The organism is Lysinibacillus sp. FSL W7-1291, assembly GCF_038593415.1.
Lineage (GTDB): Bacteria > Bacillota > Bacilli > Bacillales_A > Planococcaceae > Lysinibacillus > Lysinibacillus fusiformis_D.
Map to the genome: position 1 here is coordinate 3,799,520 of NZ_CP151994.1, position 20,802 is coordinate 3,820,321.

Genomic DNA, 20,802 nt, shown 5'->3' on the forward strand with positions numbered 1-20,802 from the left:
ACCTTATTTTGTGTAAGTTGATTTACATATAAAACTAGAACAACTATAATCGAACAAGTACATGGTTTTATGAAGGGAAGAATGGATATGTCTAAAAAAGAGGAAAATGGCTTATTATTTATATGGATAGTGTCTGCTGTAGCGACACTAGGTTCATTATACTTTTCTGAAATTCGTCACTATGAACCTTGTAAATTGTGTTGGATTCAACGTATTTTTATGTACCCAATCGTCATTATGACGACAGTAGCATTGATCCAAAAAAATGCGCGTATCGCTGTCACAACAGCTGTGTTTTCTGTGATTGGAGGCTGTATCTCACTTTACCATTACGGAATTCAAAAGCTAAGTTTTTTAGCTGACAATGCCCCTTCCTGCGGCGCGGTTTCTTGCACAGGACAATATATTAACTGGCTAGGCTTTATTACTATTCCGTTTTTAGCATTAACTGCATTTATTTTAATCGCAGGGGCAAGCTTCTATTTAATAAAAGCTTCAAAAGCTGCAAAATAATCGAGAGACCGTGTTCTACCAATGGAATGCGGTCTTTTCTACGGAGGAAGATCTATGTTTCATTATGAAATAACTGAAGATAACTTACATGTTGAAGAGCTGTTACGCAATCAATGGCGACTTGGCAAAAAGCTAGTCCATGAATTACGTATGGCTAAAGCAATCACTTTGACAAATGATGAGCTGATTCAATGGAATACACCTTTACAGGCAGGGACAATTATAAAATTTACATTTCCTATTCCGACATCTAACTACAAACCAACACCTGTTTGTGCTATTGATGTAGTCTATGAAGATGAACATTGTTTAATCGTCTCCAAGCCAAAGGGCATGGCAACACATCCGAATGATGCTCGTGATACACATACTTGTATGAACCATGTTATGGCACATATTAAAGAACAAGGTGGTGTATACGCCGAGCATGTTCATCGTCTTGATAAAGGGACACAAGGTTTATTACTTGTAGCAAAACACCCATTAGCAAAGTCTATTTTTGATCGAATGATTGAAGAAAAATCCATTATTCGTACGTACGCCGCAGAGGTACAGGGTAATTTACGTACATCATCAGGAACGATTGCTGAACCAATTGGAAAGGACCGCCATCATGCGACAAGACGGGTTGTATCCAACACGGGACAGCATGCCGTAACTCACTATGAAGTGGTGGCCCGCTACAAAAATTCCTGTGTTGTCCACCTCATTCTTGAAACTGGACGAACGCATCAAATTCGTGTTCATTTAGCCTATATCGGCCATCCAATTATTGGTGATACAATGTATGGCGCACGAGAAACAGCAAATGATGACTACGAGCTCCATGCGATTCAATTAGAATTTGAACATCCATTTTTAAATAAACGAATTACCGTCAAGGACGAGCAGTAAGTAAAAAAATCCCGCCCTCTATTTGAGAGCGGGATTTCATAGTGTTGAAAAACAAAACCATCCATAGAATTTATGTGAAAGGTGAAAAAGGATTTCCGTTGCAGGCTACTTGCTTTCCTGTGGGCGAGCGCCGAGCCGCTTCCTCCGTGCAGGGGCTCGCCTGTCTCGCTATGAGCTGCACCCAAAATATTGGACTTAAAAATCTACTATAGGGGGTGCAGGTAGTGATTTCTGATGAACAAAAATTAGCCGCAGTTCTAGCTTACTTTGAAGAAAAAGAAAGTACGTATCAGATTGCCAATCGATTACAGAGGGATCGACAGTACATTCGATTATGGATTGAATTATATCGCTATCATGGCATCGAAGGAATTATTCGTCCTCAAGGGTTCACGAATTACGAAGATTCTTTTAAAATAAAAGTAATTCAACACCTGATAGAGACGGGCGATTCGCTCCTTCAGACCGCTGCGAAGTTTAATATTCCTTCCCGTGAAACCATTCGGAGATGGAAAAAACAATGGATGTCAACGGCTGGTGAGGTGCTCTATCAAGTAGAAAAGGAGCGCCAATCAATGCCAAAAAAACAACCACCTTCGTCCGATTTAAATGGAAAAACAACGGATGAGTTAAAAGCGGAAATTGAGTATTTACGGATGGAAAATGCCTATTTAAAAAAGTTGAAAGCCTTAGTTCAAGAAAAGGATGCCTTCAAATCCAAGAAAAAGTAAGAGCTGTCTATGAGCTAAGGTTGGATTTTCCTCTTCAAGCTCTATTAAAAGTCGCGAAACTTAAGAAAAGTACGTATTATTATCATCTCCAAAAATGGGTAAAACCAGATAAATATCAGGCGATCAAAGAACGAATTCAGACGCTTTTTCATTACCATAAGGGGCGTTATGGCTATCGTCGTATTTGTTTAGCCCTCCGAAATGAAGGGTTTTTCATCAACCATAAAACAGTCCAACGATTGATGCAAGAATTGGGCTTAAAAGGGACGGTACGCCCTAAAAAATACCGTTCGTATAAAGGGACAGTCGGCTATGTCGCAGAGAATGTCATCCAACGTGATTTTGAAGCCACTGCACCCAATCAGAAATGGGTAACCGATGTAACGGAGTTTAAAATAAACGGTCAAAAAATCTATATATCCGCTGTATTAGATTTATTCAATCGAGAAATCGTTGGGTATGAGGTATCAAAATCACCTAATTTTGAGTTAGTTCAACAGTCTTTTAAGAAGGCGTTTACGTATACAAAGTTATCGAAAAAGAATGGCTTAATCGTCCATTCTGATCAAGGATGGTTATATCAAATACCACGTTTTAAAGCGTTATTGGCAACACATGAAATCAAGCAAAGTATGTCACGGAAAGGAAATTGTTTAGATAATGCCGTGATAGAAAGCTTTTTTGGCATTATGAAATCAGAATTTCTATACGCAACAACGTTTAAGAACTACGAAGCATTCAAAAAAGCGTTAGTAGACTATATCCACTACTACAATTTCATAGTGTTGAAAAACAAAACCATCCATAGAATTTATGTGAAAGGTGAAAAAGGATTTCCGTTGCAGGCTACTTGCTTTCCTGTGGGCGAGCGCCGAGCCGCTTCCTCCGTGCAGGGGCTCGCCTGTCTCGCTATTCCCACGGGAGTCAAGTAGCCTTCCACTCCAATCCATAAAATAAAATGTTAACTTTTTAGCAAAAAAGTGAAGGTATTCACTACTCTTTTATGGAGGAGTGTTGGCACACATCACTTCTCCACATTGAAAGTAAGAGGCTATCCTTTCTTAATAATATAAATAATGGGCTATTTTGTTCAGGAAAAGACACTTTTGCAGAATGGTTGATTGGAGTGGAGCCAGCGTCACTCCTAGGGGATTTAGCGTCACAGAGGAGACCCTGGAGCGAACGCAGTGAGTGAAGCGGCTCATCAGACGCCCCCTGGAAAGGACGCTGGCGGAACGGAAATCAACCCCTCGCCTTACAAAATTGCTTATTATGCCGTTGACATTACCTTTTTTCAACAACATGAAATCCCGCCCTCTATTTGAGAGCGGGATTTACTTATTTCCTAAAAATCAAATTTGAAATGATCAGGATCTTGCCCAAATCGTTGATTTCGATTTAATGTAGCCATTTTCTCCATCTGGGCTTGTGTTAATTCAAAGTCAAAAATCTGTGCGTTTTCCTCGATTCGACTTGGTGTCACTGATTTAGGAATAACCAATGTATTGTTTTGTAAATGCCAACGTAACACTACTTGAGCAGCCGTCTTTCCGATTTCTTGCCCTATTTCCACTATTGTAGGGTCAGTAAGTACGCCTCCGCGCCCTAGCGGTGACCATGCAGTAACAGCAATTTGGTGTTCACTGCAAAATGCGCGTAATGGGAGCTGCTGTAAATAAGGATGTAACTCCACTTGATTGACCATCGGAGCCGTATTTGCCTTTGCCAGTATTTTTTCTAAATGATGCTCATGGTGATTCGATACACCTGTCGCACGAATTAATTTTTCATCGTATAGACGTTCAATTGCTCGATAGGTTTCTTCAAAAGTTTCTGGGACAGCCCAATGGGTTAAATATAAATCTAGGTAATCTATATTTAATTTCTTTAATGAAACCTCAAAAGCACGTAATGTGGCATCATACCCTTGGTCATTATTCCACACTTTTGTCGTAACAAATATATCTTCACGTTGAATGCCTGAATGACGAATCGCTTCCCCTACCTCTACCTCATTGCCATATAAGGACGCTGTATCAATAGCTCGATAACCAAATTTAAGTGCTTTATCAATAGCCTGTAATGTTTCTTCACGTTCGGTCATTTTATAAACACCTAAACCAAAGCAAGGCATTTCTACACCATTTGATAATGTTTTCGTTGATTGTAAATGCAAGAAGCACAACCCCTTTCTTTTCCTAGTACCATTATACAAAAAATTGGATTTAAGAAAAATAAAGCAGCTGTTTTAAACCTTACTTTTTCTCGATTTCCGTATCCTCCTCCAATTGTATAGGGTCAGCAATACGTTCATCCTCTGCCAGTTCAAGACCATCTCGTAAATGCTCCATCTGTTTTCCCAAATCTTTTAATTCTTTCATATCTCTAGCCATTGAACCATTTTCAATGTTTGGCACTTTTTTTTCCATAATGATCACCTCATTTATAGTTTTCCCGATATCGAGATGTTTGAACCATTTCTGACATATTTTATTCCGCTATGTCGTTTCATTTTTATAATAGATAGGCTATACTAAAAAGAGATGTCTTTAGAACATGAGGAGGGTACTTCCATGAAATTATTATTAATCATTGGTGTAACAGTTGCTTTCTTAACAGCTATTTTTACCGCTGGATACGAAGGCGACTACAAAGCAGACAAATAATAGCTCAAGAAAATCACTAAGCATTTTGCAAGGCTTAGTGATTTTCTTTTTTTGTAGAACAATAGAAATACTTGACTTTCATTTGTTTTTAAAATAAACTAACTTACATAAAGTAACTTAATAAAAAAAGATAACTATTTGGAGGTATCCTCTATGCATTTCCATGAAAAACCTAACACATATGTAACGAATGTTGAAATAAAAGTAAGCGATCTCCAACGCTCTTTAACCTTTTATCAAGAAATAATAGGCTTTAAAATTTTACAGCAAGAATCACATAAAGCTACGTTGACTACCGATGGAGAAACTGCTCTTTTAACCATTGTTCAGCCTGAAGCAGTGGAAGAAAAGCGAAGCATGACGACAGGGCTTTATCACTTCGCCTTATTATTGCCAACTCGCCGTGACCTAGCCAATGTCATTACTCATTTTCACGACAAAGGTGTACACCTTGGGGCTTCTGATCACGCTGTCAGTGAAGCACTCTATTTAAATGATCCTGACCATAACGGTATTGAGGTGTATGTGGATCGTGATGAAAGCGAATGGACATGGCATAATGATTACGTGCATATGGTGACAGAACCACTCAATATCCGTTCTATTTTAGAAGAAGGAGATGGAAACTGGAATGGACTTCCTGCTGGTACAGTGATGGGTCATATTCATTTATCTGTCTCCAACTTAGCAGAAGCTGAGCATTTTTATACTAAAGGCTTAGGTTTTGAGATTGTCACACGCTATGGTTCCCAAGCACTATTCATTTCAACAGGTCGTTATCATCATCATATCGGTTTAAACACGTGGCACTCAGAAAATGCTCCAAAGCTTGGCCAAAATCAAGTGGGTTTGAAAACATTCTCCTTGCGACTAGATAACGAAGAACAAGCAGCCACTATGAAAGGAAACCTTCGTGTAATGGGTGCACCAGTCATAGAAATTGCTGGTGGATTCCAAACAGAAGACCCTGCTGGTAATGTTGTGTTATTGAAGTTTTAGTATTAAAAAGGCAGTTCTCACATGCGGAGAACTGCCTTTTTAATGTAAACCTGGATAGCCTTGTTGTCGTAATGCCTCATAAATGACAATGGCAGCCGTATTAGACAAATTGAGTGAACGTATATGATCACTTTGCGGAATACGCAAGCACATATCTCGTCGATCATATGCAAAGTCCTTTGGCAACCCTGTCGTTTCTTTTCCAAACATAAAATAAATATCTCGATCTTGATCACTAAAATCATGCGTCGTAAACGGCTCATCACTATACGTTTCGATTAAATAAACATCTCCATTTTTAGAATGCTCTATAAAATCATCCAGTGAATCATGATAGACAATATTCACACTATGCCAATAATCTAAGCCTGCTCGTTTCAACATTTTATCGTCCGTCGAAAAACCTAGTGGACGAATTAAATGTAACGATGTATTCGTACCAGCACAAGTACGAGCAATATTCCCTGTATTAGCTGGAATTTCTGGTTGATATAAAACGATATGCAATGGCATAACGACACACTTCCTTATTCAAAATTTCTTTCAGCAGGCTCTTGAACAGAGCCAGATTTTTTTAGAATGAGTAGCCCCTCGGATAAAATGAGACTCAGTTCTTTTGAGTCGGTTTTCCCTCTCGGTAAGCGGGCCATAGTTCTTTGGGAGCGACTTTTCCACATATTATGAGCAGGCACGGCTCTTTTAGAGCGAACCGACTTCCTTTATGAACGAAACCCCAACCTTTTGGAGCACCCTCCGCTCAAACTAGAGCCGCTTCTCCGACAATTCCAGTGACTGATTTCACCCTCTAATAGAAAGCAAGTAAACCAATTGCCCTGACTCAACTTATTGGAAAAACTGCAACCCTTTATGAATTTCACTGAGTACTTCTTCATCCTGTTCTGTAACTTCCGCTTCATGTAAAGCAGATTGGGCTATTTCTCCACCTATCTTGCCTAAAGCCCATGCAGCTGTGCCACGAATGACAGGACGTTCATCTTTTTGAAGAACATCAATTAAATCTGGTATGGCGGCTTCTTCTTTAAAATGAGCGAGTGCTAAAATGGCATTACGCTGGATAGGCTTTTTCCCACGCCAAGAGCCTGAGACATGACCAAACTTGGCCTTAAATTCTCGATTAGAAATCGTTAAAAGAGGAGTCAATAATGGCTTGGCAAGTTCTGGATCTGGCATAAATTCTTCATGCATCCAATTAATTTTCCCTTTATTTTTAGGACATACTGTCTGGCATGTATCACAGCCATAAAGACGATTGCCGATATGATTTCGGAACTCATCAGGCAGTAATCCCTTTGTTTGGGTCAGAAAGGCAATACAGCGCTGCGCATTCAGTTGTCCTCCTTGGATTAAGGCGCCAGTCGGACAAACATCCAAGCACAATCGACAATCTCCACATTCATCCTCCATTGGCTTATCTGGCGCAAAAGGGATATTTGTGATGAGCTCTCCCAAATACACATAAGAGCCAAATTCAGGCGTTATAATGGAACAATTTTTCCCACTCCAGCCAATGCCTGCACGTTCTGCTACAGCTCGATCTACAAGTGCTCCCGTATCTACCATCGATTCAATTCGCACACCCTCGACGTGTTCCTCAAGCCAAGCAGATAATAACTTCAAACGTTCACGTATTGCTGTATGATAATCGACACCCCATGAAGCTCGACAAAAAATTCCACGCCTTGCACCTTTTTTACCAACTGGTGCATTTTGCATACGCGAAGGATAGGCAACAGCTATCGCTACAATGCTCTCTGCTTCATTTAATAATTGAAGGGGTTCGGTACGTTTTTCAATATTACTTTCTTCAAAACCAGACTGGTAGCCTAGCTCCTGCTGGCGACGCAATCTGTTCTTTAGTTCTGTAAAGGGAGCTGCTGTTGTAAAACCTATTTTATCAACGCCAATGGACATCGCATATGCCACAAAGTCACGTTGTAGGTCATGTATGTTCATTTTATTTCCAACTCCTTACATGGTACAATAATAGAAATAGATAAAGTAGGTGATGTTCATTGGAAATTTCCATTAACCAATCTCTATTAGCACAACATCCCGAGCTAAAAATCGGCATTATTCATTATACCAAAATTGTCGTAGCAGAATCCCCTCAAATGATTAAAGGACGTATGCAATTGTATCAGGAAAATCTCTTTCTAGAAATGCAAGAACAACCCGTGACACAGCGTGAGGGTATCGCAGAATGGAGACAGCTATGGAAAAAGCTTGGTGCTGATCCAAACCGTTACCGTCATTCAGCAGAAAGCCTAATGCGTCGAATTAGTAAGCAAAACTATTTAACACCACTTCATTCAGGTGTTGATTTAAATAATTTCTTTTCTCTCCAATACGAAATGCCAATTGGGCTGTATGATGTCGCTCCAATCAAAGGGTCTGTGGAAATTGCTCTTGGTCATGATGAAATTAGTTACGAAGGTTTAAATGGGCGATTGAATACATTAACAAATATTCTATATAGTCGTGATGAAGTAGGAGCATTTGGCTCACCTTTTGTCGATTCTAAACGCACAGCTGTTACAGAGGAAACGACTGAGGCATTACATATATTTTATCTCCGACCATCGTTAACAACTGAAGCAGCAAACGAACTTCTTTCGTCAGCAGGAAAAATGTTTAATCAAATCCATGGCGGTCATTATCAAACCGCACTTTTGTCAAATAATGCGCCATCTACAACACTATAAAAAGGACGTGTTTTCATGATTAATCTTGCAGAAGCAGTTAAACTAAAAAGTATTTTAGGGAAGAAAACTCAAGAGCTTGTTAGTGAACTACATCGTAGTGCTGTTGTGACAGTAGAAAAAGGACAAGCTCCTAAAACAAGTAATCGTGCTCTCCCCCTTATTGAGGCTGACCTAGCACAAATTCGTCTCGATGCACGTACGCTAGACCGTTTAGTATATGAAGCGAACATTCAAAACTCCGTCGATTTTAAAGGTGAAAAGTTAGCACTAGTAGAAGCTATCGAATTGGCGACACAGCTCCGTGCCGAGGCTGAATTGTGTAAAGAATTTAGTATGCGTGAAAAAGAAAGTGTCCGATTTGGCTATGGTGAAAATGCAATGTTATACGAAATCACTTTGTATGAGCCTGATGCATATCGAGAACGAGCAATTCAACTCGAAAAAGATGCGCATAAACTATCCAATCTTATTAATTCAAAAAATTATAGTATACAAATTAACTTTGACGATTCTCGTTATTTCTAATCTCGGGGCGGTGAGACTCCAAACCGAGTTGGATGTGCTGTTTTCAAATTCAGCTTTTGAGCTAACTTGCCTCAAACCAATAACAAGTTACCTGTTACTGTATGACCGATGACTAATGACCAACTATAGGCAAAAGCCATACTCAACCAACTTGATTCCGTTTGAAAACGCCATCCATGGCTCTCCTACATTTATGTATGGAGAGCCTTTTTATGTAGATTGAGCATTTTTTTAAGGACATAAACGGTAAATCATGGCATATTGATACCAAGTTTAAATGTCGATGAATTCGAATGTCTAGTTTGCCCCATTCAAGGACAAAATGGAAGTATCTATAGGAAAGGGGTCATACTATGACACAGCAAAATGATTCAACACATGAGCAAGATACAACCTTAACAAATCGACAGGGCCATCCGATTACCAACAATCAAAATTTACGAACAATCAGTAATCGTGGTCCTGCAACACTTGAAAATTATGATTTTCTAGAAAAGATGAGTCACTTTGACCGAGAGAGAGTTCCTGAACGAGTGGTCCATGCTCGTGGTGCTGGTGCACATGGTTATTTTGAAACTTATGGTGTTGTGGGTAATGATCCAATTTCAAAGTATACACGTGCAAAAGTCTTTCAGGATAAAGGGAAGAAAACGCCTGTCTTGGTGCGTTTTTCAACTGTGATACACGGCGGTCACTCCCCTGAAACTTTACGTGATCCACGAGGCTTTGCAGTCAAATTTTATACAGAGGATGGCAACTGGGATTTAGTGGGCAATAATTTAAAAATATTCTTTATTCGTGATGCCATGAAATTCCCAGACATGATCCATGCTTTTAAGCCAGATCCTATTACTAATATTCAGAGCGTCGAACGTTTCTTTGACTTTTGTGCTAGCTCTCCAGAAACCTTCCATATGGTCACTTTTGTCTACTCACCTTGGGGGATTCCAGCTAATTATCGTATGATGCAAGGCTCTGGGGTCAATACGTATAAATGGGTTAATGATGAAGGGAATGCGGTTCTTGTCAAATATCACTGGGAACCACTACAAGGCATTAAAAATTTAACACAAAAAGAAGCAGAAGAAATCCAACAGAAAAATTTCAATCATGCCACTCAAGATTTATATGATGCCATCGATCGTGGTGAATATCCTGAATGGGAGCTACATGTTCAAATAATGGAGGATGGTCCACATCCTGAGCTTGATTTTGATCCATTGGATGATACAAAGCTTTGGCCAAACGATCAATTCCCATGGTATGCAGTTGGCAAAATGGTATTAAACAAAAATCCTGAGGATTATTTTGCTGAGGTGGAACAGGCCGCATTCGGCACAGGGGTACTGGTTGATGGCTTAGACTTTTCTGATGATAAAATGCTGCAAGGTCGTACTTTCTCTTACTCTGATACACAGCGTCATCGTGTAGGAGCTAACTATCTACAGCTACCGATTAATGCGCCTAAAAAGCGTGTTGCTACCAATCAACATGGTGGGCAAATGATGTATAAACGTGATTTAGCACCCGGTCAAAATCCACATATAAATTATGAGCCATCTATGCTCAATGGTTTAAAGGAAGCGACACAAGCTGGGAAAGAACATACACCCTATGTAGAGGGAAATCTTGTTCGTGAATCAATCGATCGTCAAAGCAATACTAAGCAAGCTGGCGAAACTTACCGTAGCTTTGAGCAGTGGGAGCGAAATGAACTTCTTGAAAACTTAATACGCGATTTATCAGTCTGTCACGAGGATATTCAAAATGCAATGATTGCGCTAGCAGAGGAAGCGGATGAAGAATATGGTCGTTTACTCAAAGAAGGTTTGCATAAGGCACGAAAAAACGCCTCCGCTTCTAAACCACTTGGCAATATCGATGGCGATCAAGCACCTCAAGATGCTATCAATAAAGGTCATGATGCCGAGCCATATTAACTAAGTTAAAAATAGGCTGGGACAAACCAATGAAAAACCCGATCTATTTTACGAAACACTCCTTTAGTGTTTTGTAGTAGCTCGGGTTTGCTTTTTGTCTTAAAATTATCTGGCTTTCATAATAGCCAAATTAATTATGTATAAGCCTCTTTTTGCATTATTGCTCATAAGCCTTATACCAATGATAGGGTTGAATTTCTTTTAATAACTTAAATACTAATTCACCATTTGCATTCGTAATCGCAGCTTTCACATTCTCTCCTCAATAGAAAAGTCTTTCCTGACAGACCCCGCATGGTGTAAGTTCTGATTTTTCACTTTCTCGAGCAACACAAATTGAATGTGTAACCTTTGTATTGAATTGATGGGCCTCTAGAATGGCTCCCGTTCCCATACATAATTCAGTAGCTGGCATTCATGACCTCTGGTGCGATACTTGTTAAAATCCGCCCATCTTCAGTATACAAAGTTGCAGTTCCTCCCCAGCCAGAGGGATATCTTTTTTCTGCTAATGCTACTGCCGATTCATATAGTGTTTTTTCAATATCCATCCTACATCATTTATGCACGCCAGGTAATATTTTCAATACCTTTTCCTCGGCGTCTAAAATAGCATCCACTCCTAGTGGAATGGCAATATTCGTCGTTTCATGCCCAATCTTAAAGCCAGCCACAACCGGAATGCCCAATTCAGCAAAATACTCCTTCATCAACAGATGCAATGCCGCTTCATCAGCTCCTGTCTGTGTAAATGAGCCAATGATTACACCTGCTAACTGTTCTAACTTCCTAGCCTGTTTTAATTGCTGAAGCATCGAATCAATTCCTGGAATCGTTTCACCTAGTTCTTCTATCAATAAAATTCGACCTTCAGTACGCACTTCAAATTTGGTTCCTAATGTGCTGACAAGACGATAGAGATTGCCTCCGATAATTTCACCTCTTGCAACACCCCCAGCAATTGTTGTTAAAGGAGAAATCGCCTCTGTATACTGAATTTCCATCGGGGAAAATAATTGTAAAAACATTTTCTTTGATAAGTCATCCATCTTACTAGCTGCCATAAGCAGAGGGCCATGAAATGTCACTAGGTTGGCATATTCATTGATGGCACAATGTAAATATGTCAGATCTGAAAAGCCCCAAAAAATTTTAGGGTTTTCCTCTAATAAAGTATAATCAACTTTTTCAGCAATTCGTGCAGAGCCATAGCCTCCCTTGGCACAAAAGATCGCTTTCACTTCAGGGTTTTTCACCATTTCATGCAGATCACCTAACCTGGTCTCGTCATCTCCAGCTAAATAATCATGTTTAGCATGAATCGTATCACCTACAATATAGCGAAGCCCCAATTCGTCCAAAAAAGCTAATGCATCTCCTAGCTTTTCAGGCTCTACCAGACTTGAAAGGGCAATAACACCAACTAAATCACCTTTTTGTAGATACGGTACTGTACTTTTCAACGCAATCACTCCTCTTTTCCTTATTTTAGCATAGCCATACTATGGGAGCATTGATTATTGCGATGCTTCATGCCTAAAATAAACCATAATATTAGAAGTTATCGCTTTATGATAATCTCGCCATAGAGCTTACCTTCCAGACACACTATCTAGCACAAACTTTATTCATTGGAAATAGACAGCAACGATTGCTGGTATTTTTGCTTCTATCGTTGCTTTTTTGCTGGAATAACAGTGTCATACTGTTTGGTGCGGACAAGGTGAATATTTATTTTTTTCGATGAAAATTATCCTACCGGAAAAACAAATAAGCAAAGACTTCCACTATAAGAAGTCCTTGCTTATTCTTGTTAGTTTGTTCCACCATAAATAATCGTAACATTAGGATGGTTTAATAATTGACTTGCTGGGAAATCTTCCGTCACATGACCACTCTTCAATTTTTCCATTGCATCCAACTTCTTCTCTCCAAAGGCAATAAGGACGATTTCCTTTGCCTTCATAATGGATTGAATGCCCATCGTAATCGCATGTGTGGGCACTTCAGAAGGGTCATCAAAGTAAATAGCGTTTTCTGTTCTTGTGGACTCTGTTAACTCAACTATATTAGTCATAGAATCAAACGAAGTGCCGGGTTCGTTAAAGCCTATGTGACCATTCACACCGATTCCAAGCAGCTGTAAATCAATGCCTCCTGCTTCCTCAATACGTCTATCATATGCAAGACATTCGGTAGCTAAGTCGGCTGCCTTGCCATTTGGCAAATGTATATTTTCTTCTTGTATATCTACAAAATTAAATAAATTCTTATGCATGAAAGTCCAATAGCTTGCTGGGCTTGTTTGCTCAAGACCTACATACTCATCCAAGTTAAAAGTTTGAACATCCTTAAAAGATAGATGACCTGCCTGATGTCTCGCCACTAATTTCTTATACATACCAACAGGTGATCCACCCGTTGCTAACCCTAAAATACTATTAGGTTTCTCTTGTATTTGCTTGGAGAAAATATGAGCTGCAACTTCGCTCATTTCCTCATATGTATTTACTTCTATCCACTTCATAGTAATTACGATACCTACCTTACCCTCAATATTATTAACTAATATGTAAAATATTTCACTTTATAGTAGCTAATATATTAATCTTACTAGTTATTTAGCTATTTTTCTATCATTTCCTCCTTCAGTTTATGCGTGTAATCTTAGACTATTTCGGTTATGTTATTAATAAGGAAGTGAGGCGATTTTATGAATTCTCAGATTCATCACTATTTACAGCATATTCAATTTCAAGGATCTTTAGAGCCAACTATACAACTACTTGGACAACTACAAACGAAACATCTATTGACCATTCCCTATGAAAATTTAGATGTTGCCTTGAACCGTGGTATCTCCTTCGCTATCCCTGATTTATATCAAAAAATAATGGTTGAACGACGTGGTGGCAATTGCTTTGAACTCAATATCTTATTTAGCTGGCTCTTGCGGGAACTTGGATTCTCTGTTACGAATCGATATGCGCAGTTTTGGCGTAACGTGGCAGAAGATACACCTACAGAGGAGATTCCTATGCACCAGCTTTTATTAATAAATGAGGGTGGACAGACCTATATCTCAGATGTAGGAGTAGGTGCTTTAGCACCCTGTAAGCCAGTACCATTGATTGCAGGACATCAACATCGTGAAGGCCAAGAGTTATATAAAATAGAACGAGATGAAGCAAATGGTTGGATGCTGTTTGAACAAACAAAACAAAATTGGCGTTTGCTTTATAGTTTTCATGATGATGCAAATGAGGCAAAATTTGCACCTCGACTCTCGCAGCAAAAAAATAAAATTGCTATGATTCGCACTACTCGTGGACGTCATACCATGATGAACAACGAATTTAGAATCTATGAAGGTTCATCCTTAACAATTTATACTACACACAATGACAAAGAATGGCTGCAAGCTCTTCAGCGTTTTTTTCATATTACATTACAAAACTAACAACAAAGCAAGCCCACTTCAAAAAGAGGCTTGCTTTCAATTTATTTCATTGTACGATTTAATAACTCTAACACAACAATGTCATTGTGTAGCTCTTTCACTAAACCAATTCCATCTACAAAATAATAAGTTTTCACCACATCACTATAGATGGATCTTTCTTCAAGTATCACGACACCTGTATATTGAACCTCACCAGCTCGCACAGTACCGTTAGTCGTTTTAACTGTCACTCGTACACCAGACGTCACTCCCTCGTCATCCTCATGTAAAATGACACCTATTCTAAGTGGTAGTTCCAAATACAAATCATAATGTGTGGTAGCATCACTAGCAATAGCTTGACCATATATACGGTCATGTCCATATAACAGTTCATTAGGAAATGTTTGTGCTGTACTTACATTTTGGACTGTCCATACATCATTTTTACCGTCATGATGGTCATATTGATAGTTTAACGTATAGCGTTGATTATCACTTAAAGAATAATGAGCATACGTATAAACAAAAGCAGGATCTTTTAGCAAATCAGGCTTAGTCAGAGTCATCGCTCGTGCCAAAAATGCTGAAAAGTGAGCACGTGTAACAGGCTCATTTGGTTTAAATGCTCCATCCTCATAACCTCTTATTAAATGATTATGAGCCAATGTTAAAATCTCTTTATAGCCTGGTGTCTGCTCCGTTACATCCGAAAAATAATAAGGATCTGAGCCCTTTAATTGAAAGGCTCTGTGCAGTACAATAGCCATTTGTCCTCTTGTAATCATTGCATCTGGATGGAATTTATCGACTGCATTAAAAATGCCCGCATTTTGTACCGCAGCAATTTCTTTATAATACTTATGCGCAGTCGTTACATCCTGAAAATTAGGATTTTTTATATTGATTGTATTTAATCCTAGAGCACGAGTTAACATCACAGCAACCTGTGCTTTCGTAACTTTTTCGTTCGGCTTGAACAGAGTATTTGAATACCCCCTCACAATATCCTGCTCTACTAAATAATCAATTTCTGTTGATAATGTCTCATCAGTTAAATCTTTAAAGCTTGCTGCCCGTACTTCCTTAGGTAATAGACAAACAGTTATCAGGATTGAACATATAATTTTCAATAGGTTCTTCACATTATCCCTCCTCCTTCAATTCTTTACCCATCTAAGTCAATTTTTACTCTTCATATGAAAATACCACAACCATAAAAGATATGATTGTGGTATTTCCAATTAGTACATAGCATTTGGTAACACAAGCCCATCGCTCATTTTAATAATACGATCAGCATAGGCGAGCATTTCTTCATCATGTGTCACCATTAATGTTGTAATCTTTAATGTTTTCGTTAATTCTCTTAGCAACAGCATAATTTCTTTAGAACGCTGGGAGTCTAAACTAGCTGTTGGTTCATCAGCAAACAATACTTTTGGTTGATGAATGATGGCACGTGCGATTGCTACACGCTGCTTTTCTCCACCTGATAAGGAGGAAAGATAAGCCGTTTTACGATGAGCCATTCCAACTAATTGTAGTAGATGATTCACTTCATGCTGCTGTTCGTGCTTCTTTAACCGAGACTCAGCAACATCTAGCATTAACAGCAGCTGCTCCTCCACTGTCAGAAATGGTACGAGATGCGCAAACTGAAAGACAAAGCCAAATTTACTTGCACGTAATTTCCGTACCTGCTCAGTGCTCATCGTTGTAAGATTTTGTTCTTCGAAAAACACTTGCCCATCTGTTGCTGGCTGTAGTCCCGCAGCTATCGTTAACAGTGTACTTTTCCCTGAACCAGACGCACCTACCAATGCAGTAATCTCCCCCTCTTTTAACGAAAGATTGATACCTTTTAAAATTTCCTCCTCCACTTCACCATTTTTAAACGTTTTTCGCACTTCATCAATTGTAAACAATGTCATGATTATGCCTCCCCTTGTTGTATGGCTTGTAACGGTTCAATTTTTTTAATTTGTAGACCCGACAATGTAGCTCCGATAAAGCCAATGATAAGAAACACAATAGATAACTGTGTTGTAGTGCCAATTGCTAAGGTGAAGGGCATTCCCTTAGGTGCAACAACATTAAATAACTGGCTAAGGCTAATGGATATGACAAGTGAGATCATTGTAATAATAGCCATCTGTGTCCAGATCATTTTAAACAACTTACTTGTTTTTAAACCAATTGCTTTTAAGATGCCATACAAACCAATTTTTTGCACATTCATCATATAGAAGAAAATGGCGAATAACATGCCACTAATGACAACTAAGAACCATATAATCATATTTAAAGATAGCTGTTCCGCACTATAGCTGGGAATTGTATTGAGAAATTCTTTATTGTTGTATGCTTGTAGCCCTTTAAACTCTTTTGGCTCGCTATTTGGTACATAAATTAACTGTTTGTCATTTACACGATACATCTCGTGATAGGCCTCTTCACTAATGTAAGCGACAGGTGCGTGGCTATATTTCTTTTGCTCCACAAAGCCTTTAACGATGAACTCACCATTGTATTGATTATTCTTTAATGTATCTCCGACTTTGATTCCTTTATCCTGTAACGAGCTATCTAACAGTACCTCCCCTTGATGCACATTTTGAAACAATCTGGACTCGGTAGATGTAACAAAGGCAACACTCTGCTGTTTATCGTCTTGATCATTTAAAAAGCCCATTTGAATCGAAAAAGCTACTGCTTCTTTCTCTTTCCCCATGACTTCCTGTTGAAGGTCGCTATCAATTCTCGAAAGATTAAACGCCCCCTCTGCATCTTCAGCCATGTAAATTTGTCCTTTCGGTAAATCTTTAATTAAAGCTGCATTATCCTGCGATAGACCATTTGCCAAACCCGAAATAATAAACGTTAAAAAACTAACTAGGAAGATAATGGAGCCTAAGATTAAAAACCGTACTTTATTCTTCTTTATCTCTTTCCACGCAAGATTCATTACTAACCCCTCCATTTCTTTGATTACTCATAGCTTAAAATGTTTACATGAACAGAGCATGAACTAATCATTAAAAATGACCGGGAAAATAAAAAACCGATCTATAAAGGAAGTTTTTATCCTATAGAACGGTTTAAAATATTTTTAATTTAAAAAATTCATATAATCCATTTTTAAAGTAATTGTATTCATTTTGGTCTATTAACTTAACGCCGTACCCTTCATAGAATATCTGTTCGTCTTGTTCTGTTTCAAATACATGTGGTTTAGGGCGTACCGCCAGAGCAACATCATATCGTGGATCACCTAATGCTCCAGCACTCCAATCGATAACTCCTGAAATTTTTCTATTCTGTACAAGAACATTGTCAATTGTGAAATCACCGTGTATAAATGTTTGCTGAATGATTTTTGGTTTTTTCCTTTTCAATTTATCTAATAATTTTGGAGTGCCATCTACTTTAAAATTTTTCAAATTACACTCAGCTTGTCCCAACATATCGTCTATCCATGGTGTGTTTTTTACTAACTCTTGTGGACATCGGGTTGAATGAATGGCAGAAAGGATCTTTCCAAAATTAAATATTATTTCATGTCTGTTTTCCTCTTTAATCTCATTTTCTAGTGCACTTCTAACGGTGTCGCCTTCTAAATATGCCATTAAAGCCCATGACTGATTTTCTAATGGTTGTTCAATAAAATAATGCAACGTTGGAACTGGTAATGTAGATTTTGATAAATGTTTAAGGACAGTTGCTTCTTTCGTTAACCAGGAACAAAATTGTGTTCCTTTTGTTCTTTTTAAAACGAATATTCCTCTTTTAGAATTAAGAATTCCTACATCCGATGTATGTCCTTGTCTTGGAAAATAAATATGGATAACTCCTCCAACATACTCAACTATGTCTTTAGGTATTTCATTTCGTTGTATGGGATGCAAAATTTTCACCACCAATGCTACTTATTTTAATCAGCCTTTCCTATTCCTTTAGTTTGATAAAGAACAGGATCTATATTACTCCACACATAAATTAATAAGTCTAAGTCTTTATTTCCTATATTAATCTTTTCCGTTTTTTCTAATCTAGCACCCAATCTCTCATAAAAACGCTTCGACTGATTATCCTCTAAAACCTCAACAAATATTTTTTCATAGCCTAATGCTTCCAACTTAGTAAACAATTTATTGACTAGTTTACTGCCTATTCCTTGACCCTGAAATTGATCTAAAATGTAGATGGATGTTAAATCCCCAGACCCTTCAATTTCATTTTCAGCTCTCTTACCACCATCAGTAAATCCAATAATTTCCCCATTATCGCTTTCTGCAACAAAGACATAATGATCAACTTTAGAGAAGTTCCTTACCCATAATTCTGTTCTTTGCTCATAAGACAATTTTTCTAAATACTCGGTAGGAAGAATATTTTTATAAGTATTCTTCCAACTATCTACATGAACTTTTGCTATGCCTTTAGCATCCGACAACTTTGCTTCCCTTATAATCATGTTCCACACCTACCTTCGTATTTACTGTTTATTCAATATGTATGTATTTATATCCTCTTTTGGCATAAAAAATTTTAATCATTCACGCGAGGTTTAAAATGCAATATTATTATTGATGACAAATAAAAAAACGCTTCTTACACTAAGTAAGAAACGTTTCTATAGACAGTTTTAACATACTACTGTCTAGGATACCGGTGGTCGGGGTCGAACCGACACTCCAAAGGAACACGATTTTGAGTCGTGCGCGTCTGCCAATTCCGCCACACCGGCATAATGGAGATAAAAAAAATCGGATACACCGATTAGAGTTAAAATATGGAGGCGGCAACCGGATTTGAACCGGTGATAAAGGTGTTGCAGACCTGTGCCTTACCACTTGGCTATGCCGCCATCGAAGTTGGAGCGGAAGACGAGGTTCGAACTCGCGACCCCCACCTTGGCAAGGTGGTGTTCTACCACTGAACTACTTCCGCAAAATGGCTGGGGTACCTGGATTCGAACCAGGGCATGACGGAATCAAAATCCGTTGCCTTACCGCTTGGCTATACCCCAAAAGATAATTATATAAATGGGGCGACTGATGGGAATCGAACCCACGAGTGCCGGAACCACAATCCGGTGCGTTAACCACTTCGCCACAATCGCCATTATATTATAATTTTTATTAATTTTACTTTAAATGGGGCGACTGATGGGAATCGAACCCACGAATGCCGGAACCACAATCCGGTGCGTTAACCACTTCGCCACAATCGCCATAAAATTAATTGGCAGGGGCAGTAGGAATCGAACCCACACCAAAGGTTTTGGAGACCTCTATTCTACCGTTGAACTATGCCCCTATAATAATAAAACTGGTGGAGGGGGACGGATTCGAACCGCCGAACCCTAAGGAGCGGATTTACAGTCCGCCGCGTTTAGCCACTTCGCTACCCCTCCGGGAATACATGGTGCCGGCGATAGGAGTCGAACCCACGACCTACTGATTACAAGTCAGTTGCTCTACCAACTGAGCTACACCGGCAAAAAACATGATGGGTCAGGACGGAATCGAACCGCCGACACTTAGAGCTTCAATCTAATGCTCTACCAACTGAGCTACTGACCCTTGTTATTAAAATAAATGGCGGTCCCGACCGGGGATCGAATCCGGCGATCTCCTGCGTGACAGGCAGGCATGTTAACCGCTACACCACGGGACCATTTGGTTGCGGGGGCCGGATTTGAACCAACGACCTTCGGGTTATGAGCCCGACGAGCTACCACTGCTCCACCCCGCGATAATCATATACTATTGTAAAAATAATGGTGGAGGATGACGGGCTCGAACCGCCGACCCTCTGCTTGTAAGGCAGATGCTCTCCCAGCTGAGCTAATCCTCCATCTGGGTATTTAAATGGTGACCCCTACGGGATTCGAACCCGTGTTACCGCCGTGAAAGGGCGGTGTCTTAACCACTTGACCAAGGGGCCAACTTTTGGAATAAATCAAAGTGCTGGCGGAGAGTAAGGGATTTGAACCCTTGAGACAGTGTTAACCGCCTACACGATTTCCAATCGTGCTCCTTCGGCCACTCGGACAACTCTCCAAGAATGGCTCCGAAGGCAGGACTCGAACCTGCGACAACCTGATTAACAGTCAGGTGCTACTACCAACTGAGCTACTTCGGAATAATTTTAGTATATAGCCTAGCGACGTCCTACTCTCACAGGGGGAAGCCCCCAACTACCATCGGCGCTAAAGAGCTTAACTTCCGTGTTCGGTATGGGAACGGGTGTGACCTCTTTGCCATCATCACTAGACTATTTGAAAGACAATACTTATTATAACATATTTTATAAAAATTACAAGTATATTATAATATTTTTTATTCTTTCAAAACTGGATAA

The 20,802-nt window shown here is 39.2% G+C and carries 20 protein-coding genes, 16 tRNA genes, 1 rRNA gene and 1 pseudogene; 9 read left to right on the forward strand and 29 right to left on the reverse strand.

Going from position 1 to position 20,802, the window contains the following annotated elements; translation table 11 throughout:
* The first annotated feature begins 87 nt into the window (after positions 1-87).
* The 4 genes from NST76_RS18415 to NST76_RS18430 all read left to right on the forward strand — a co-directional run bounded on the left by NST76_RS18415 (position 88) and on the right by NST76_RS18430 (position 3,070).
* Positions 88-513, forward strand: a complete 426-nt coding sequence (locus NST76_RS18415) for a disulfide oxidoreductase (RefSeq protein ID WP_036118605.1) — start codon at positions 88-90, stop codon at positions 511-513.
* A 54-nt stretch (positions 514-567) separates the two neighbouring features.
* On the forward strand, positions 568-1,407 hold the full coding sequence (locus NST76_RS18420) for an RluA family pseudouridine synthase (RefSeq protein ID WP_036118609.1): 840 nt from the start codon (positions 568-570) through the stop codon (positions 1,405-1,407).
* A 224-nt stretch (positions 1,408-1,631) separates the two neighbouring features.
* On the forward strand, positions 1,632-2,138 hold the full coding sequence (locus NST76_RS18425; protein WP_180957841.1) for a helix-turn-helix domain-containing protein: 507 nt from the start codon (positions 1,632-1,634) through the stop codon (positions 2,136-2,138).
* Positions 2,123-3,070, forward strand: coding sequence for an IS3 family transposase (locus NST76_RS18430; RefSeq protein WP_342545307.1), 948 nt, complete (start codon positions 2,123-2,125; stop codon positions 3,068-3,070). Before NST76_RS18425 ends, NST76_RS18430 begins: the two co-directional genes overlap by 16 nt.
* 413 nt (positions 3,071-3,483) lie before the next feature.
* On the opposite strand, the gene NST76_RS18435 is transcribed toward NST76_RS18430, so the two are convergent.
* Both NST76_RS18435 and NST76_RS18440 read right to left on the reverse strand, forming a co-directional pair.
* Positions 3,484-4,314 (reverse strand): aldo/keto reductase, encoded by an 831-nt coding sequence (locus NST76_RS18435; RefSeq protein WP_036119032.1) that lies wholly within the window; start codon positions 4,312-4,314, stop codon positions 3,484-3,486.
* A gap of 79 nt (positions 4,315-4,393) precedes the next feature.
* Positions 4,394-4,567 carry a hypothetical protein gene (locus tag NST76_RS18440; protein ID WP_170829926.1) on the reverse strand — a complete coding sequence of 58 codons (174 nt, stop codon included), beginning with the start codon at positions 4,565-4,567 and terminating at the stop codon, positions 4,394-4,396.
* Between the two features lie 390 nt (positions 4,568-4,957).
* Here NST76_RS18440 and NST76_RS18445 point away from each other — a divergent pair, with 390 nt between their 5' ends.
* A complete protein-coding gene (locus NST76_RS18445) occupies positions 4,958-5,803 on the forward strand; it encodes a VOC family protein (protein ID WP_089934987.1) in 846 nt (281 codons plus the stop codon).
* Positions 5,804-5,842: 39 nt separating this feature from the next.
* Here the strand turns inward: NST76_RS18445 and trmL are convergent, their stop codons facing one another.
* Together trmL and queG are read right to left on the reverse strand one after the other, a co-directional pair.
* Positions 5,843-6,316, reverse strand: coding sequence for a tRNA (uridine(34)/cytosine(34)/5-carboxymethylaminomethyluridine(34)-2'-O)-methyltransferase TrmL (trmL, locus tag NST76_RS18450; protein ID WP_058844476.1), 474 nt, complete (start codon positions 6,314-6,316; stop codon positions 5,843-5,845).
* A 330-nt stretch (positions 6,317-6,646) separates the two neighbouring features.
* Complete coding sequence (queG, locus tag NST76_RS18455; protein ID WP_058844477.1) at positions 6,647-7,777, reverse strand: tRNA epoxyqueuosine(34) reductase QueG; 1,131 nt, start codon at positions 7,775-7,777, stop codon at positions 6,647-6,649.
* Positions 7,778-7,836: 59 nt separating this feature from the next.
* Here queG and NST76_RS18460 point away from each other — a divergent pair, with 59 nt between their 5' ends.
* The 3 genes from NST76_RS18460 to NST76_RS18470 all read left to right on the forward strand — a co-directional run bounded on the left by NST76_RS18460 (position 7,837) and on the right by NST76_RS18470 (position 10,991).
* Positions 7,837-8,526, forward strand: coding sequence for a phenylalanine--tRNA ligase beta subunit-related protein (locus NST76_RS18460; protein WP_058844478.1), 690 nt, complete (start codon positions 7,837-7,839; stop codon positions 8,524-8,526).
* A 15-nt stretch (positions 8,527-8,541) separates the two neighbouring features.
* A complete protein-coding gene (locus NST76_RS18465; protein ID WP_058844479.1) occupies positions 8,542-9,051 on the forward strand; it encodes a hypothetical protein in 510 nt (169 codons plus the stop codon).
* Between the two features lie 353 nt (positions 9,052-9,404).
* On the forward strand, positions 9,405-10,991 hold the full coding sequence (locus NST76_RS18470) for a catalase (RefSeq protein WP_271910948.1): 1,587 nt from the start codon (positions 9,405-9,407) through the stop codon (positions 10,989-10,991).
* 157 nt (positions 10,992-11,148) lie between these two features.
* On the opposite strand, the pseudogene NST76_RS18475 reads toward NST76_RS18470, so the two are convergent.
* From NST76_RS18475 to nagB, 3 genes and pseudogenes are all read right to left on the reverse strand, one after another.
* A pseudogene (locus NST76_RS18475) lies at positions 11,149-11,542 on the reverse strand (cytidine deaminase).
* A gap of 6 nt (positions 11,543-11,548) precedes the next feature.
* Positions 11,549-12,454, reverse strand: a complete 906-nt coding sequence (locus NST76_RS18480; RefSeq protein WP_036119268.1) for an LD-carboxypeptidase — start codon at positions 12,452-12,454, stop codon at positions 11,549-11,551.
* 350 nt (positions 12,455-12,804) lie between these two features.
* On the reverse strand, positions 12,805-13,518 hold the full coding sequence (gene nagB, locus NST76_RS18485) for a glucosamine-6-phosphate deaminase (RefSeq protein WP_249646140.1): 714 nt from the start codon (positions 13,516-13,518) through the stop codon (positions 12,805-12,807).
* A gap of 186 nt (positions 13,519-13,704) precedes the next feature.
* Here nagB and NST76_RS18490 point away from each other — a divergent pair, with 186 nt between their 5' ends.
* A complete protein-coding gene (locus NST76_RS18490; protein WP_089934979.1) occupies positions 13,705-14,451 on the forward strand; it encodes an arylamine N-acetyltransferase in 747 nt (248 codons plus the stop codon).
* Positions 14,452-14,492: 41 nt separating this feature from the next.
* On the opposite strand, the gene NST76_RS18495 is transcribed toward NST76_RS18490, so the two are convergent.
* The 22 genes from NST76_RS18495 to rrf form a co-directional block, all read right to left on the reverse strand.
* Positions 14,493-15,578 (reverse strand): S-layer homology domain-containing protein, encoded by a 1,086-nt coding sequence (locus NST76_RS18495; RefSeq protein WP_036119278.1) that lies wholly within the window; start codon positions 15,576-15,578, stop codon positions 14,493-14,495.
* 99 nt (positions 15,579-15,677) lie between these two features.
* Positions 15,678-16,367 carry an ABC transporter ATP-binding protein gene (locus tag NST76_RS18500; RefSeq protein ID WP_342544295.1) on the reverse strand — a complete coding sequence of 230 codons (690 nt, stop codon included), beginning with the start codon at positions 16,365-16,367 and terminating at the stop codon, positions 15,678-15,680.
* Between the two features lie 2 nt (positions 16,368-16,369).
* Entirely contained in the window at positions 16,370-17,401 is a 1,032-nt protein-coding gene (locus tag NST76_RS18505; protein WP_340835185.1) for an ABC transporter permease, read from the reverse strand.
* 133 nt (positions 17,402-17,534) lie between these two features.
* Positions 17,535-18,341 (reverse strand): phosphotransferase, encoded by an 807-nt coding sequence (locus NST76_RS18510; RefSeq protein ID WP_342544296.1) that lies wholly within the window; start codon positions 18,339-18,341, stop codon positions 17,535-17,537.
* A 26-nt stretch (positions 18,342-18,367) separates the two neighbouring features.
* On the reverse strand, positions 18,368-18,910 hold the full coding sequence (locus NST76_RS18515; protein ID WP_342544297.1) for a GNAT family N-acetyltransferase: 543 nt from the start codon (positions 18,908-18,910) through the stop codon (positions 18,368-18,370).
* Between the two features lie 192 nt (positions 18,911-19,102).
* Positions 19,103-19,183: transfer RNA gene (locus NST76_RS18520), tRNA-Leu, on the reverse strand.
* Positions 19,184-19,229: 46 nt separating this feature from the next.
* A tRNA-Cys gene (locus tag NST76_RS18525) sits at positions 19,230-19,303 on the reverse strand.
* 8 nt (positions 19,304-19,311) lie between these two features.
* Positions 19,312-19,386: transfer RNA gene (locus tag NST76_RS18530), tRNA-Gly, on the reverse strand.
* A gap of 4 nt (positions 19,387-19,390) precedes the next feature.
* Positions 19,391-19,465, reverse strand: a tRNA-Gln gene (locus NST76_RS18535).
* 17 nt (positions 19,466-19,482) lie between these two features.
* A tRNA-His gene (locus tag NST76_RS18540) sits at positions 19,483-19,558 on the reverse strand.
* A 35-nt stretch (positions 19,559-19,593) separates the two neighbouring features.
* A tRNA-His gene (locus NST76_RS18545) sits at positions 19,594-19,669 on the reverse strand.
* Positions 19,670-19,681: 12 nt separating this feature from the next.
* A tRNA-Trp gene (locus NST76_RS18550) sits at positions 19,682-19,755 on the reverse strand.
* A 13-nt stretch (positions 19,756-19,768) separates the two neighbouring features.
* A tRNA-Tyr gene (locus NST76_RS18555) sits at positions 19,769-19,852 on the reverse strand.
* A 9-nt stretch (positions 19,853-19,861) separates the two neighbouring features.
* Positions 19,862-19,937, reverse strand: a tRNA-Thr gene (locus NST76_RS18560).
* 11 nt (positions 19,938-19,948) lie between these two features.
* Positions 19,949-20,021: transfer RNA gene (locus tag NST76_RS18565), tRNA-Phe, on the reverse strand.
* A gap of 16 nt (positions 20,022-20,037) precedes the next feature.
* Positions 20,038-20,115, reverse strand: a tRNA-Asp gene (locus NST76_RS18570).
* Positions 20,116-20,118: 3 nt separating this feature from the next.
* Positions 20,119-20,193, reverse strand: a tRNA-Met gene (locus NST76_RS18575).
* Between the two features lie 26 nt (positions 20,194-20,219).
* Positions 20,220-20,295 (reverse strand) — tRNA-Val (locus NST76_RS18580).
* A gap of 15 nt (positions 20,296-20,310) precedes the next feature.
* Positions 20,311-20,385 (reverse strand) — tRNA-Glu (locus tag NST76_RS18585).
* 24 nt (positions 20,386-20,409) lie between these two features.
* Positions 20,410-20,501 (reverse strand) — tRNA-Ser (locus NST76_RS18590).
* Between the two features lie 5 nt (positions 20,502-20,506).
* Positions 20,507-20,583, reverse strand: a tRNA-Asn gene (locus NST76_RS18595).
* Between the two features lie 16 nt (positions 20,584-20,599).
* A 5S ribosomal RNA gene (gene rrf / locus NST76_RS18600) occupies positions 20,600-20,715 on the reverse strand.
* Between the last annotated feature and the right edge of the window lie 87 nt (positions 20,716-20,802).

What these genes read in the sequence shown, in the direction of transcription:
- NST76_RS18470 (WP_271910948.1), top strand. Translation starts at nt 9,405, where the DNA reads ATGACACAGCAAAATGATTCAACACATGAGCAAGATACAACCTTAACA.
- queG (WP_058844477.1), bottom strand. Translation starts at nt 7,777, where the DNA reads ATGAACATACATGACCTACAACGTGACTTTGTGGCATATGCGATGTCC.
- NST76_RS18415 (WP_036118605.1), top strand. Translation starts at nt 88, where the DNA reads ATGTCTAAAAAAGAGGAAAATGGCTTATTATTTATATGGATAGTGTCT.
- NST76_RS18515 (WP_342544297.1), bottom strand. Translation starts at nt 18,910, where the DNA reads ATGATTATAAGGGAAGCAAAGTTGTCGGATGCTAAAGGCATAGCAAAA.
- NST76_RS18490 (WP_089934979.1), top strand. Translation starts at nt 13,705, where the DNA reads ATGAATTCTCAGATTCATCACTATTTACAGCATATTCAATTTCAAGGA.
- trmL (WP_058844476.1), bottom strand. Translation starts at nt 6,316, where the DNA reads ATGCCATTGCATATCGTTTTATATCAACCAGAAATTCCAGCTAATACA.
- nagB (WP_249646140.1), bottom strand. Translation starts at nt 13,518, where the DNA reads ATGAAGTGGATAGAAGTAAATACATATGAGGAAATGAGCGAAGTTGCA.
- NST76_RS18505 (WP_340835185.1), bottom strand. Translation starts at nt 17,401, where the DNA reads ATGAATCTTGCGTGGAAAGAGATAAAGAAGAATAAAGTACGGTTTTTA.
- NST76_RS18440 (WP_170829926.1), bottom strand. Translation starts at nt 4,567, where the DNA reads ATGGAAAAAAAAGTGCCAAACATTGAAAATGGTTCAATGGCTAGAGAT.
- NST76_RS18420 (WP_036118609.1), top strand. Translation starts at nt 568, where the DNA reads ATGTTTCATTATGAAATAACTGAAGATAACTTACATGTTGAAGAGCTG.
- NST76_RS18465 (WP_058844479.1), top strand. Translation starts at nt 8,542, where the DNA reads ATGATTAATCTTGCAGAAGCAGTTAAACTAAAAAGTATTTTAGGGAAG.
- NST76_RS18445 (WP_089934987.1), top strand. Translation starts at nt 4,958, where the DNA reads ATGCATTTCCATGAAAAACCTAACACATATGTAACGAATGTTGAAATA.
- NST76_RS18500 (WP_342544295.1), bottom strand. Translation starts at nt 16,367, where the DNA reads ATGACATTGTTTACAATTGATGAAGTGCGAAAAACGTTTAAAAATGGT.